At 37.1% G+C, this 13,255-nt stretch carries 13 protein-coding genes and 3 tRNA genes; 13 read left to right on the top strand and 3 right to left on the bottom strand.

The features are described 5' to 3' along the window. The first annotated feature begins 19 nt into the window (after positions 1 to 19). The 3 genes from H5R64_RS00955 (at position 20) to H5R64_RS00945 (ending at position 255) form a co-directional block, all read left to right on the top strand. Positions 20 to 91, top strand: a tRNA-Glu gene (locus H5R64_RS00955). A 12-nt stretch (positions 92 to 103) separates the two neighbouring features. Beyond that, a tRNA-Met gene (locus H5R64_RS00950) sits at positions 104 to 177 on the top strand. Positions 178 to 180: 3 nt separating this feature from the next. Further along, positions 181 to 255, top strand: a tRNA-Asp gene (locus H5R64_RS00945). 108 nt (positions 256 to 363) lie between these two features. Here the strand turns inward: H5R64_RS00945 and H5R64_RS00940 are convergent. Then, entirely contained in the window at positions 364 to 858 is a 495-nt protein-coding gene (locus H5R64_RS00940) for a hypothetical protein (RefSeq protein WP_182580023.1), read from the bottom strand. A gap of 290 nt (positions 859 to 1,148) precedes the next feature. On the opposite strand from H5R64_RS00940, the gene spxA reads away from it, so the two are divergent. From spxA to H5R64_RS00920, 4 genes are all read left to right on the top strand, one after another. Next, positions 1,149 to 1,550, top strand: coding sequence for a transcriptional regulator SpxA (gene spxA / locus H5R64_RS00935; RefSeq protein ID WP_182580020.1), 402 nt, complete (start codon positions 1,149 to 1,151; stop codon positions 1,548 to 1,550). A 129-nt stretch (positions 1,551 to 1,679) separates the two neighbouring features. Continuing rightward, the gene (locus H5R64_RS00930) at positions 1,680 to 2,369 is read left to right on the top strand and encodes an adaptor protein MecA (RefSeq protein WP_182580018.1); all 690 of its coding nucleotides are present in this window, start codon (positions 1,680 to 1,682) and stop codon (positions 2,367 to 2,369) included. Positions 2,370 to 2,457: 88 nt separating this feature from the next. Further along, positions 2,458 to 3,453: a competence protein CoiA gene (locus H5R64_RS00925; RefSeq protein WP_182582546.1), complete on the top strand. Its 996-nt coding sequence runs from the start codon at positions 2,458 to 2,460 to the stop codon at positions 3,451 to 3,453. Between the two features lie 47 nt (positions 3,454 to 3,500). Then, positions 3,501 to 4,877, top strand: a complete 1,377-nt coding sequence (locus H5R64_RS00920) for a C69 family dipeptidase (RefSeq protein WP_182582543.1) — start codon at positions 3,501 to 3,503, stop codon at positions 4,875 to 4,877. Positions 4,878 to 4,939: 62 nt separating this feature from the next. On the opposite strand, the gene H5R64_RS00915 is transcribed toward H5R64_RS00920, so the two are convergent. Then, positions 4,940 to 5,575, bottom strand: coding sequence for a DsbA family protein (locus H5R64_RS00915; RefSeq protein WP_182580013.1), 636 nt, complete (start codon positions 5,573 to 5,575; stop codon positions 4,940 to 4,942). A 165-nt stretch (positions 5,576 to 5,740) separates the two neighbouring features. Between H5R64_RS00915 and H5R64_RS00910 the strand changes: the two genes are divergently transcribed. The 3 genes from H5R64_RS00910 to H5R64_RS00900 are packed head-to-tail and all read left to right on the top strand — an operon-like array spanning position 5,741 to position 8,094. Beyond that, entirely contained in the window at positions 5,741 to 6,385 is a 645-nt protein-coding gene (locus tag H5R64_RS00910; RefSeq protein ID WP_182580012.1) for a GTP pyrophosphokinase, read from the top strand. Positions 6,386 to 6,394: 9 nt separating this feature from the next. Beyond that, the gene (locus tag H5R64_RS00905; RefSeq protein ID WP_182580010.1) at positions 6,395 to 7,210 is read left to right on the top strand and encodes an NAD kinase; all 816 of its coding nucleotides are present in this window, start codon (positions 6,395 to 6,397) and stop codon (positions 7,208 to 7,210) included. Next, positions 7,210 to 8,094: an RluA family pseudouridine synthase gene (locus H5R64_RS00900; RefSeq protein WP_182582541.1), complete on the top strand. Its 885-nt coding sequence runs from the start codon at positions 7,210 to 7,212 to the stop codon at positions 8,092 to 8,094. The genes H5R64_RS00905 and H5R64_RS00900 overlap by 1 nt, the downstream gene beginning before the upstream one ends. Before the next feature lie 96 nt (positions 8,095 to 8,190). On the opposite strand, the gene H5R64_RS00895 is transcribed toward H5R64_RS00900, so the two are convergent. Then, complete coding sequence (locus H5R64_RS00895; RefSeq protein WP_182580006.1) at positions 8,191 to 9,216, bottom strand: lactonase family protein; 1,026 nt, start codon at positions 9,214 to 9,216, stop codon at positions 8,191 to 8,193. A 105-nt stretch (positions 9,217 to 9,321) separates the two neighbouring features. Between H5R64_RS00895 and H5R64_RS00890 the strand changes: the two genes are divergently transcribed. From H5R64_RS00890 to H5R64_RS00880, 3 genes are all read left to right on the top strand, one after another. After that, positions 9,322 to 10,170, top strand: coding sequence for a methyltransferase domain-containing protein (locus tag H5R64_RS00890; protein WP_182580004.1), 849 nt, complete (start codon positions 9,322 to 9,324; stop codon positions 10,168 to 10,170). A gap of 213 nt (positions 10,171 to 10,383) precedes the next feature. Then, a complete protein-coding gene (trmL, locus tag H5R64_RS00885; protein WP_182580002.1) occupies positions 10,384 to 10,893 on the top strand; it encodes a tRNA (uridine(34)/cytosine(34)/5-carboxymethylaminomethyluridine(34)-2'-O)-methyltransferase TrmL in 510 nt (169 codons plus the stop codon). Positions 10,894 to 10,905: 12 nt separating this feature from the next. After that, a complete protein-coding gene (locus H5R64_RS00880; RefSeq protein WP_182580000.1) occupies positions 10,906 to 13,203 on the top strand; it encodes an FtsK/SpoIIIE family DNA translocase in 2,298 nt (765 codons plus the stop codon). Positions 13,204 to 13,255 lie beyond the last annotated feature (52 nt).

Raw genomic sequence — 13,255 nt, 5'->3', positions numbered from 1 at the left:
CCTCCTTCTCCGTTTTCATGACCCGTTAGTCAAGTGGTTAAGACACCAGCCTTTCACGCTGGTATCGTGGGTTCAAATCCCGCACGGGTCACTTTTTTATTATCGCGGGGTAGAGCAGTCTGGTAGCTCGTCGGGCTCATAACCCGGAGGTCGTTGGTTCAAATCCAGCCCCCGCAATTTGGTCCGTTGGTCTAGTTGGTTTAGGACGCATCCCTGTCACGGATGAGATCACGAGTTCGAGTCTCGTACGGACCGTTTGTTGCAATCAAGATTTTTCTTGGTTGTTTTTTTGTTTATGATGAATTATGCAATAAAAGGGCTCCCATCAATAATGGAAGTCCTTTTTGTGTTATTAAAATTTAATTACATTAATGGACGATATACTTCATCATAGTATGTATTATTAGGATCTCGAGTGGTAAAACTATCAAGTTGCTTAAATGAATCGGTTTTCTTCCAGGTCATTAATTCATCTAAATCATTTAATGCAGTTAGAAGAACGAATGTAGTACTTTCTTCTTTGTTATCGACTTGGAGAAAAGCTTGTCCATTAATCAGTGGATTTGAATTGTCAATTATCTTATTAAGCGTATTAAAGAGGATCTTTTGATGATCATTATCAACTTGGAAGGATTGATAATAAAGAATTCCTCTGTATTCACTACTTAGTTGTTCTCCTAAAACTGTATATTCAACTGGTGACTTGAAAACTGTTGGCTTATTAGAAAAATCAAATAATGCTAAATTATGACTATGCTCTGATGCTTGCATAAGTTTGAATTTTCTATCTGGGTACTTATCAATAATATCTTGCAAGATTTGCCGTGATCCAAAGGTTAAGCTTAATTGTGATAACATGGCAGTTCCTCCTTTTAATTGTATAGATTTATTATAATACTTTCTTTTCCTTAATTACCAATTATCAGTAATTTTAAGGAGAAACAATAAAACTGCAATTCTTTATGTTAATTTAAAATAATTAATTATCCTTAAAAGTGCTTGAAATACATGAGTCACATGTTATAATTTTGCTTACTAAAAGTAACTAATAACTATTGGCACTTTTATTAATATTAAAAACATTGTATAATTAATCTTGTAGCTATAAGTTTGTATAAGGAATTAGCTCTAAAGGAGGCTTTTTATTAATGGTTACACTTTACACGTCTCCAAGTTGTACTTCATGTCGGAAAGCAAAGACATGGTTACAAGAAAACGGAATTTCTTTTAAAGAAAGAAATATCTTTTCTGAACCACTTAATGTGAGTGAGATAAAGAACATATTACGGATGACAGAAGATGGAACGGAAGATATTATTTCTAAGCGTTCTAAAGCCTATTCAAAATTGAATGTCGATTTGAATGAACTGCCAATGGAGCAGTTGTATAAAATGATTAGTCAGAATCCTGGATTGTTACGGCGACCAATTATTGTTGATGAAAAACGGCTTCAGGTTGGCTACAATGAAGATGAGATTCGTTGCTTCCTTCCTCGTCAAGTTCGTGAATTAGAATTAGCGGAAGCTGAACAGAAAGCTAACACGATTTAACTATAATTAAACAGGCGCAATATACTGACTCGAGCGAGCTTTATGTTGCGCCTTTTCTTTCTTTACTTTTGTGGTAAATTGGTTAGAATGGTAGTAATTACATAACTCGAGTCGAAGGGGGTGCTTTTAATGGAGATGGAGCGCATTAATGAAAATACGATTCGTGTTTTAGTCGACTCGAACGACCTGGAGGAACGGGGAATTAAAATTTTGGACTTGTTAAGTGATCATAAACAGATTCAAGATTTCTTTTATAGTATATTGAAGGAAGTTGATTCTACTCACCAATTTCAAGATAATGATTCTGTAACATTTCAGGTAATGCCTACAGGAAATGGCTTAGAATTATTTATTAGTAAAAATGATCAAATTACTGGAGCTGATAGCGAGCAAACTGATGCAATTGCGGATTATATTCGTCGAAGTATTGCACAAAAGCGAAGTGAGAAATCGAGAACTGATGAATCTGAGCAATCGTTCGAAGATACTGATGAATATGCTTCTCCAGCAAACGGCGCAGAACCACTAACAAAGTTAATTGTTGTTAAGTTTGCACAGTTTGATGATCTAATTCAGTATGCAAAGATTGCTGATGATTACAATGTTGTTAGTGAACTCTATAAGTACGAAAGGCAATACTACTTGACTTTACAGTACTTGGTTACAGATGAAAATACTGATGAAGAAATAAAGAACCAGATTGCATTAGCATACGAATATGGAGAACCAACTAATATTGCCTCAGATTATTTAGCCGAGCATTCCAAAAAACTGATGGAAATTTCGGCGTTACATTTGATTCAGCATTATTTTAGTTAAATAAAAAGTACCCTTAAATATCATAAGGGTACTTTTTTAATGCATTTTAAAGAATTTACCGTCTTATATATTAGGGAGGGTAAATAAGTTGCTAGTTGCTAAATCTAATGATCAATTTGTAAATGCATTCAACGCTAATAAAAGAGAGGAATATTATTGTCCAGAATGTGGAGAGCAACTGATTCTTAAGAAGGGGAAATGTAAAGTTGCTCATTTTGCCCATGGTGTCAATAGTAAATGTCAACTGCAAAAAGGGGAAAGTTATGAACACCTTTTAGGAAAACAACAAATATTTGAATGGGCACGACAGAATAATTGGTATCCAGAACTTGAAGTCTACATTTCATCATTAAAACAACGGGCGGACGTGTTACTTAATGTCCAGGGACGTCAGGTAGCAATTGAATTTCAATGTAGTCCCTTATCATTAATAGACCTTCAAGAGCGGACTCGTGGTTATGAGAAACTCGGGATAAAATGTTACTGGTTTCTTGGTTCGCCATATGAGTTAAAAATTCACCAACGACAAACTCAAAAATTTATTCAATTACTAAATAACCGATATAGACTAATTTTCTGGAATATTAAATCAGCAGCTATTAAGATAGAGAATGCTACTATTTGGGAACAACGATTAAATTTAAGACAAATTAATAAGAATTACCGAACACTCCATCAACTTATATCATTACCGGAAACTAAAATGAATTTTCTGCGTAATGGCTTGCCACTTATTTGTCATCAGCGGTTAAGGGGGATTCAGGTCACTAAACATCCAGAAATATATTGGCGTTATTTAGTATGCAGAAAATTAGCTGATATACCGTTATTTACTAGTTTTAGTCAAACTTCGTGGATAAAGATGTTAAGGAAGGTAGAAGCTAGTGAATGGGTAATCTTTCCTTGCCTTCCTCCGATGATATTAATTAATACCTACCTAAGATTATTTACTGGGCAATTAATTAGGTGTGGCATTATTGTAAGGAGAAAGAAAAGAATTATTTTAGTTAAATATCCTCGTTCGTCTCGTTCCCTTGCGGAGCAGGAGCAAGAAGTTCAAAAATTGCTTAGTGGATATCAATAAAATATGAAATAATAGAGATGAAAAAATAAAAGTCGGGGATGATTTAAATGGGACGTCATACTTGTACAACTTTTCTTGCCGGGAAAAAAGCAACTATAGATGGTTCAACGATTGTTTGTCGGGTTGAAGATTATTCAAATAACTTTGATCCTCAACGGTTTATTGTAGTTACTCCTGAAAAGCAACCCCAGCATTACGAAAGTAAAGTGACTAAATTCAAAATTGATTTACCGGCTAATTCGTTGCGTTACACTTCAACTCCTGATGCGGATAGCAGTGCTGGTATTTTTGGAGCGAGTGGGATCAACTCCGCTAATGTTTCAATGACTGCTACCGAGACAATTACGAATAATTCTCGGATCCTCAGTCTTGATCCATATAATAGTGAAGATGGAATCGGTGAGGGGGATTTTCTAACTTTAGTTTTGCCATACGTTAAGACAGCTAAACAAGCCGTAAAACGAGTAGGCTCTCTCTTAGAGAAGTATGGAACATATGAAGCGAATGGGATGGCTTTTGGCGATAAAGATGAAGTGTGGTATTTAGAGACGCTTGGAGGTCACCACTGGGCCGCAATGAGAATTCCTGATGAATCTTACGTAATTGCACCAAACAGGTTAAACATTACTAATTTTGATTTCTCATCGACAGCAACATTAAGTTCTGCTGATTTAAAAGAATTGATTGATCTCAATTACCTTAATCCTGAGGAAGGCAACTACAATCTCCGGTTAATATTTGGTAGCAGTACTTACCGTGATGCTCACTATAATAATCCACGGGCTTGGTTTGTGGAAAAACAGTTGAGTGGCGAGCGAGGGAATAAGCCAACTGATCAGATGTTACCATTTATTAATTATCCGCAACATAAAATTACAATCCAAGAGATTAAGAAATTAATGAGTTCTCATTATCAGGATACTGAATATGATCCTTATGTTGTAAAGAATGCACCATTCCGTTCAATTGCATTAAATCGTAATCTTGAGCTCCATCTCCTTCAAATTAGGAATAATATTGATCCGCAACTTAGCGCTATCCATTGGCTAGCTTTTGGTCCTAATACGGTTAATGTTGTGGTTCCCTTCTATGCTAATGTTAAAGAAACTCCACAACATTATCGTGATACGACAACGACATTTGATATTAAAGATAGTTACTGGTTAAATCATGTTATTATGGCGATCGCTGATCAGCATTACCAAAAAGTAGAATCCCTAATTGAAGATTTTTCGGAGCAAGTAATGACTCAAACGTTAGCAATTCAACACCAAGCAGATAAAAAGTTTGCAAAGCAAGATGACATAACCGAATTTTTAAGTAAGATTAATGAGCAAATGGCAGAGATTTCGTATCAGGAATCAATAAAGTTATTAGGAAAATTAGTTGATTATGGTTTAAAAAATGCTTATCTTCAGTATTAACTAATAATAAAATAACCTTCAAAGTATAAATTAGACTTTGAAGGTTAATTTTTCTTATTTTACTATTTTTGCATTGTTTTAGTTAAAGGACGAGATTGGTAGTGCTTAACGAAGTTAGCTATCGATGGGTCATTCTCTAATTGTTTATTCTTATAGGCAGTAATAAGAGTTTCGTAGTCAAAGTTATTAAGTAAAAAACCGTAGTGCGATTGCTTTGTATCAAAGACTACTGCAGTAGATGGCCTTGTAATTCCTAAGCTTTGGGCGAATTGCTGGTCTTGGTGAAAGGTCTTTTTAGCTAAAGTGGAATTACGATCCTCTAAAAACATTTTGAGGTCAAGTTTGGATTGTAAAGCAATGTTTTTTACTAAACTATCGCTGTAGTTACTGTCTTCTTTAATTAACGCGTCTTGCAACATCAAGAGGAACTGGCGCCCCCGCTTTTTTCCTTGAAAAGATGCTGCCATATAGTCAAGAATTACTCGATAAATAGTATTAGAAACATTTTGACGAACGGCTAAACTACGTGGATCAAGATGGTAAAATTCAATTGTTTGTTGGATTGTTGCCATATTGAAAAATGGAATAAAGCGATAATTAACTTTTGTGTTAAGTTGATGATCAATTTTAAGAACGTCGCGTTCGCAGCGGAAGCAACGACTCCCAAGTGGATTGATAAATAAATATATTTCTAGCATTAAATGCTCCCCCTCGTTTAATACTAACTTAATTTCTTTTCTAAACAAATTTATTTTACAAAAAAAAATAAATTTGTAAAGAATTATGATTTATGAACCAGTTTTATGCTGTTGAGGGGATGAGTGTGCTAGAATTAAATGCGTACTTTAATGGGAGGGTTATATATGGTTGAAGATTGGCAACACTTTTTACTACCTTACCAACAAGCTGTTAATGAATTGAAGATTAAGTTAAGAGGTATTCGGAAACAGTATCAAGATGAAACACAGCATTCACCAATCGAATTTGTTACTGGTCGGGTAAAACCGGTTGATAGCATTAAAGAGAAAATGGTTCGCCGGCACGTTCAAGAAGATCGACTTGAACAAGATATGCAAGACATTGCTGGAGTACGGATTATGTGCCAGTTCGTGGAGGATATTTACCAAGTAGTCGATTTACTTCGTCAACGAAGTGATATGATAATTTTGGAAGAACGTGACTATATCAGTAATGCTAAGCCGAGTGGGTATCGTTCTTATCACATTGTAATTGAATACCCAGTTCAATTAATTACTGGTGAAAAGCGAATTCTTGCTGAAATTCAAATTCGGACATTAGCGATGAATTTTTGGGCAACTATTGAACATTCATTAAATTATAAGTACCAAGGTGAATTTCCAGAAGAATTGTCAGCAAGATTACAGCGTGCTGCGGAAGCTGCATTTAAACTTGATAATGAAATGTCAGAAATTCGGGAAGAAATTCAAGAGGCACAAACAATGTTTTCAAATCGGACGCCGGGAGATCAGAATATCCCGGATAGATAAGGAGATTATATGCGAGTCGCAATTTATAACAATGAGACGTCGGAATCACAACGGATTAGCAAATTGCTTAAGGCAGAGTTAAGTAAGGCTGGACTTGTTTTAGATCAAAATGCTCCTAATGTTGTTATTACGATTGGAGGAGATGGGACATTACTATCTGCGTTCCACCATTATGAAGCTCTCTTGGATAAAATTCGCTTTGTTGGGATCCATACGGGACACTTAGGCTTTTATACCGACTGGCGAAATTACGAAATTGATGATTTGGTTGATAGTTTGGTTAATGATAGTGGTCAATCGGTATCATATCCACTTCTTGATATGCATGCAATTTATTCTGATGGCTCGATTGATCACTATACAGCCTTAAATGAATCAACCGTTCGTAACATTACAAAGACTATGGTCTGCGATGTTTTTATCAATAATGAATTATTTGAAACCTTTCGGGGGGATGGATTATGCATTTCTACGCCAACGGGGTCAACTGCTTATAACAAATCCGTTGGTGGTGCAATTATGGATCCACAAATTGTTGGCTTTCAGCTTGCAGAAATGGCTTCATTAAATAATCGGGTATTTAGGACTTTAGGATCTCCAATTATTTTTGGTTCTGAATCAAAACTGATGCTTCGGTTAAAAGATCTTAATGGCCATGTAATGACCTGTGATCGTGATCAAGTGCGTCTAAAACCCTCCGTGGGAGAACGAAAATTAATAGAGATTACCTATCAAGTTGCAAAGAAACGAATTAATTTTGCTCAATATCGGCATAATAACTTCTGGCACCGGGTTAATGATTCGTTTATTGGTGGAGTAAAGTAATGAAGTTTGAATGGCAATATAGTGGATACGAGCCACGGAAATTACGTTCTGCACTAAAACATGAAGGTGTTAGTGCAAGTCTGATTAAGGTTGCTGTTTATCATGGCGGAAAAATGCAAATTAATGGTGAGGATCGATGGACAGTGGATACTGTGAATCCTGGTGATCGTTTTTCACTGATTTTACTTCCAGAAAAAGCTAATGATAACGTTATTCCTAGCGATCTACCAATTCAAATTGTTTATGAAGATCGTGACTTCTTGGTTCTTAATAAACCGGCGGGGATTGCGACTGTTCCTGCCCATCACGTAACAGTTGCTGATAGTTTAGTTAACCGAGTTCGTGGTTACTATGAACGACAAGGCTACGAAAATTTAGTGATTCATGTTGCAACACGATTAGATAAAGATACAAGTGGTTTGGTAGTTTTTCCGAAACACCGTTTTGCTCATGCAATTATGGACCAGCAATTAAAAAAACATCAAGTAAAGAAAAATTACTATGCGGTTGTGGGGGGACAAATTAATACTAGCCACGGATATATTGATGCACCAATCGATCGTGATCCAGAAAAATTTGTCACGCGAACCGTAATTTCTACGGGAAAGCCATCGGTTACAGAATATTGGTTACAGAAATCATCAACGAGGGGATCACTATTACGAATTCGTCTTCATACCGGACGGACTCACCAAATCCGGGTTCACTTTCGTTATTTGGGACACCCGTTAATTGGGGACGAGATGTATGGTGGTGAGCCGTTAATTTCTCGTCAAGCACTTCATTGCTACTGGATGAAGTTTTATAGCCCTTTCCAGCAACAATATATCGAAGTTCGTGCACCACTTCCAGAAGAGCTTCAAAAGTTAATTGATTTAATTTAAGCAACAATTTAAATAACCCTCCAGTGTCTGACAAAGCCGGACTCCGGAGGGTTATTATTTTATTTAAGGAATTAGATAAATTTTTAACCCACTTTATTAAAAGCGTTGAACACAAACGGGTTCAGGGCATGTAACATCCTTTTGCAATAAGGTTAACTTACCAGTATTAGCATCGCGCTTGTAAAGGGTTAAGTTATCACTATTTTGGTTAGAGGCTAACAAGAACGATTCATCAGAGCTGAGGTTGAAGTCACGAGGGAAGTCACCTTCAGTTGAAATTGATTGAATATGCTTAACGGTGAAGTCTGGTTGAACTTCAAAGACAGCAATGGTGTTTTCCCCACGGTTTGAAGTGTAAATAAATTTCCCATCCTTTGAAAGACGGATAGCAGCAGCACCATTATGAGCTGTCCAATCATCAGGGATTGTCTTAATGGTTTGGACGTGACTAAAGGTTCCATCGGTTGCATTGTACTTTAGTACTTCAAGCTTGCTGCTTAGTTCGCCGAGAAGATAAGCATATTTACCATTAGGATGGAATGCAATATGACGAGAACCAAAACCATCTTCTGACTTATAACGAGAAACAGCAGTTAATTTACCGTCAGCAGAAACGTCATAAACGACAACTAGGTCCATCCCTAAATCACAGACAACCAAGCGTTGATCAGGAGTTAAGTCAGCAAAGTGAACATGTGGGCTATCCTGTTCTGGTTGAGGACCGGTAGCACCTTGGTGAAGAACTGAGTCAGTCTGAGTTAAGGTTCCATCTGCGTTAATCTTGAAGACGTCAATTTTTGCAGTATGGTAATTAGCGCTGTAGAGCAAATGACGCTTTTCGTCAAGACCAACATATGCTGGAGGAGCTCCTGCTGCAAGAACCTTACTGAGCATCTTTGCATTATCATCTTTTAGTGAATATGATGCAACACCACCTTGGTCATCAATTTGCTTTACCGCATAAACGCGCTTATCGGAACCTACTTGTAAGTAGGCTGGCTTTTGTGACGGAATAGCTAATTCGACGTTAGTAATCTCTTCTTTTTCAGGATCCAAGGTAACTTTATAAACACCCTTACTATCTTTTTTGGTATAGGTACCGATCAAAAATTGTTCAGTCAAATTAAACTGCCTCCTTTGAAATTGTTCATCTCTATGATAGCAATTCAGCAAGTCTAATACTAGCTATGGTACACTGTAAATAATAAAAAAATAGGAGAAATTAAAGTGAAAAAGATTGAGCGTGCTGAAAATTTGGTTCAAAGTCGTCTTGAACTATTTCAATGTCCCGTTTGTCACCATCGTTATTTAAATTTAACGGGAAATACTCTTGTTTGTGAAAAAGGCCATGCAATTGATTTTAATCGTCATGGTTACCTTCATTTTTTAAATACTCAGGGAACAACAGAATATGATCGGGCAATGTTTATTTCACGACGAAAATTACTTTCTGCAGGATTATTTAAACCAATAATTGAACGGATTAACCAGCTACTCCCGACAACTCCCCAAACAATTCTTGATGTGGGTACAGGTGAAGGGACACCATTAGCGCAATTAGCGTCACTTCGCAAAGAGCGGGACTTTTATGTAGGCTTTGATATTTCAAAACCTGGAATTACCTTGGCAACTCAACTTAATATGAAAGCTTTCTTTTGTATTGCCGATCTTCGCCAGTTGCCATTTACTGACCAATCCTTTGATACAGTTTTAGAACTATTTTCTCCGTCTGATTATCAAGAATTTAATCGGGTCTTAAAAGAAAATGGTCTCCTAATTAAGGTAATTCCTAATGCAGACTATCTTTTGGAATTGCGGCACTTACTATATGGAAACGAAGATCAACATTACCACTATGATAATAGTAAGGTCCTTGAATTATTTAAGAAGCACTACCCAGATGCACAGGTACTGCGCGTTCGGTATCAATTTGACCTTCCTAACGACTTAATTACAGATATGGTTAAGATGACGCCAATGAGTTGGGGGAAGAACGCCCAACAACTTACCGATGATGAGCTGACAAATTTTCATTCAATTACCGTTGATGTTAGCTTGTTGGTAGGAAAAAAGTGAGACTGAAGAAATTATTTTCAACTTTCTATAAAAAAAGTAGTTAATGGTATTGCCAATTTTAATTAAAGGTGGTAAATTACTTTATGAGAAATCGTTTGACAATTGACATCGAACAAATTCGTTGGTAATTGTCAAAGAGTACTTCATTAAAGCAGCGTTTCGCCGTGCCAACACCGAGACCCTGCTTTTTTTATTTGTCTAAGGAGAATTATGATGACCAACCATATTGTATTATTTGAACCATTGTTTCCTGCAAACACTGGAAATATTGCTCGGACATGTGCCGGAACGAATACGGAATTACATTTAATTAAGCCGCTTGGATTTTCAACAGATGATAAGCATATGAAGAGAGCGGGATTAGATTATTGGGACAAGGTAAAAATTACCTATCATGATGATTTACGCGAGTTTATTTCTACCGTTTCTGATATTAGTAAGCTCTATCTTGTATCTAAATTTGCAAGCCGTGATTATACTGATGTTGATTATACAACTTCTGGAGATCACTATTTCCTGTTTGGTAAGGAAACAACTGGGCTACCAGAAGAATTTATGCGTCGGTATCCAGAAAACGCTATTCGCATCCCACAAAACGATAACAATATTCGGGCATTAAACTTGTCGAATAGTGCGGCCATTGTGATTTATGAGGCTCTTCGTCAGCAAAGATTTCCGAATTTAGCACGGGTACATAAGTATCACTTTGATAAATTAAAATAAGTGGGGAATAATATGGCAAGAAAGAAGCGATCAGGAACTGGTCGTCGCCGAACTGTAAGTAAAAAAGGTCAAACAAGGATTGTTGATAATTTAGTAGGAATAATCCTTGCGTTTTTGATGCTTATTGGGTTATTTAATCTTGGGGCGATTGGTCAAATATTAGTGGGCTTATTTAGTTTCCTGGTTGGTAGATCCTATCCGGTAGCAATGATCCTTGTCCTTATTTCTGGATTATCATTAACCTTTTTCGGTCACCAACCAAGGTATAACCGTCGTTGGATTAGCGGATTTGTTATTGCGTATTGTGGAGGATTAATTTGGTTACACTATTTAATGTTTAACCATTTGAACCTCCATGCTAATTTTATATCTATAACTTGGAGTAATTTAACTAAGGTCTTTTTTCAGACTAGTAATTCTACTAACATTGGTGGGGGGATGGTAGGAGCATTTCTCTATACTGGAAGTAACTATTTGATTGGTCGCCAGGGAACGGCTTTTTTAGCATGGTTAATGATTATTGTGGGAATTATCATCTTTTTTGCGATTCCCTGGGAACAGTATTTAAGTAGTCTTGGTCGCCAATTAAAGAATATACCAATGCTTATTCGACGAGTTAGACAATCACTTTTAGTCCAACCCCGCATGAAGCAACCAGTTAAGGAGCAAATTACTTCTTTAGCTGACCAGTTAAAACCTGTCCAAAAAGATTCAAAGAATGTTAATGCTTCTCAACATCCAGTAACTCCCAAAGTAGCCGAGCCACGGATTACAGTGGCCAGTACAAGCAACGATGAGGCTTCGGGTAAAAGCCAAAAATCTCAAGAGTTACAAACTTCTAATGATGATTTGCAGTTGGCTACTACCACTGAAAAGGAAGATACTGATTACCAGTTACCACCATTAAGTTTATTGACTAAGATTCCGCAAACTGATCAAAAAGATGATTTACACGCGATTAAGAAGAATACTAAAAAACTACAGGATACTTTAAAGTCGTTTGGCGTTGATGCAACTGTTGAGAATGTTAACCTTGGACCATCAGTGACAAAATATGAATTACGTCCAGCAGTAGGGGTTAAGGTGAGTCGAATTACACACTTGGCGGATGACTTAGCCCTAGCGCTTGCTGCAAAAGATATTCGGATTGAGGCACCAATTCCTGGGAAATCATTAATTGGAATTGAAGTTCCCAACCAGCAAATTGCGACTGTTGGGTTTCGTGATATGGTAGAATCAATGCCCCATGATGATCAACCAATGAATGTTCCACTGGGAAGAACTGTTACGGGGGATGTGATGATGGCTGATTTAACCAAGATGCCTCACCTCTTAATTGCCGGTGCAACGGGAAGCGGGAAGTCAGTTGCAATTAACGATATTATTACTAGTATCTTATTGAAGGCTAAGCCCCACCAGGTAAAATTTTTGATGATTGATCCTAAAAAAGTAGAATTAAGCGTCTACAACGGAATTCCACACCTATTAAGCCCGGTTGTTTCTGAACCAAAGAAGGCGGCTAAAGCCTTAGCAAAGGTAGTTGCTGAAATGGAACATCGTTATGAACTGTTTGCCCAATTTGGAGTCCGTAACCTAAATGGGTATAACCAACTTGTCCGGGAGAACAACGAGCAAGAAGACGCAACCGAACAACCAGCGTTACCATTAATTTTAGTAATTGTTGATGAATTGGCTGATTTAATGATGACTGTTTCTCATGATGTTGAAGATGCAATCGTCCGAATTGCACAAATGGGACGAGCCGCTGGTATCCATATGATTTTGGCTACTCAGCGTCCTTCGGTTGATGTCATTACTGGTTTAATTAAGGCGAATGTTCCATCAAGAATTGCTTTTGCTGTTTCAAGTGGGGTTGACTCTCGAACAATTATTGATACTAATGGTGCTGAAAAATTACTCGGTAGAGGGGATATGTTGTTTGAGCCAATCGACCAAAATAAACCAGTTCGTGTTCAGGGAGCCTTTATTTCTGATCAAGACGTTGAAGCAGTAGTGGACTTTATAAAAAAGGAGCGTCCAGCGGAATATGACCAGAAGATGGTTGTTACTGATAATGAAATTGAACAAGAGGAAAAGCTTGAGGATGAAGATGAGCTTTTTCCAGAGGCGTTAGCTTTCGTGGTTGACCAACAAAAGGCTTCCACTTCATTAATTCAGCGCCGGTTTCGGATTGGCTATAATCGAGCTGCAAGAATTATTGATGATATGGAACAACGAGGATATATTGGCCCAGCTAATGGTTCTAAACCTCGTGAGGTTTTTAAGAAAAAGAGTCAAGATGAGGAGTAGTAAGTAGTACAAGCTTTTCGTAATGGGATCAAACAAAAAAGACGCAGAAGAA

The sequence above is a fragment of the Limosilactobacillus fastidiosus genome, from assembly GCF_014145505.1.
GTDB classification, from domain to species: domain Bacteria; phylum Bacillota; class Bacilli; order Lactobacillales; family Lactobacillaceae; genus Limosilactobacillus; species Limosilactobacillus fastidiosus.
The sequence above is the reverse complement of the archived record's forward strand: the minus strand, read 5'-3'. Positions and strand labels throughout refer to the sequence as shown.

Coding starts and splice junctions, on each gene's coding strand:
- H5R64_RS00940 (WP_182580023.1), bottom strand. CDS start 858: ATGTTATCACAATTAAGCTTAACCTTTGGATCACGGCAAATCTTGCAA.
- spxA (WP_182580020.1), top strand. CDS start 1,149: ATGGTTACACTTTACACGTCTCCAAGTTGTACTTCATGTCGGAAAGCA.
- H5R64_RS00930 (WP_182580018.1), top strand. CDS start 1,680: ATGGAGATGGAGCGCATTAATGAAAATACGATTCGTGTTTTAGTCGAC.
- H5R64_RS00920 (WP_182582543.1), top strand. CDS start 3,501: ATGGGACGTCATACTTGTACAACTTTTCTTGCCGGGAAAAAAGCAACT.
- H5R64_RS00915 (WP_182580013.1), bottom strand. CDS start 5,575: ATGCTAGAAATATATTTATTTATCAATCCACTTGGGAGTCGTTGCTTC.
- H5R64_RS00910 (WP_182580012.1), top strand. CDS start 5,741: ATGGTTGAAGATTGGCAACACTTTTTACTACCTTACCAACAAGCTGTT.
- H5R64_RS00905 (WP_182580010.1), top strand. CDS start 6,395: ATGCGAGTCGCAATTTATAACAATGAGACGTCGGAATCACAACGGATT.
- H5R64_RS00900 (WP_182582541.1), top strand. CDS start 7,210: ATGAAGTTTGAATGGCAATATAGTGGATACGAGCCACGGAAATTACGT.
- trmL (WP_182580002.1), top strand. CDS start 10,384: ATGACCAACCATATTGTATTATTTGAACCATTGTTTCCTGCAAACACT.
- H5R64_RS00880 (WP_182580000.1), top strand. CDS start 10,906: ATGGCAAGAAAGAAGCGATCAGGAACTGGTCGTCGCCGAACTGTAAGT.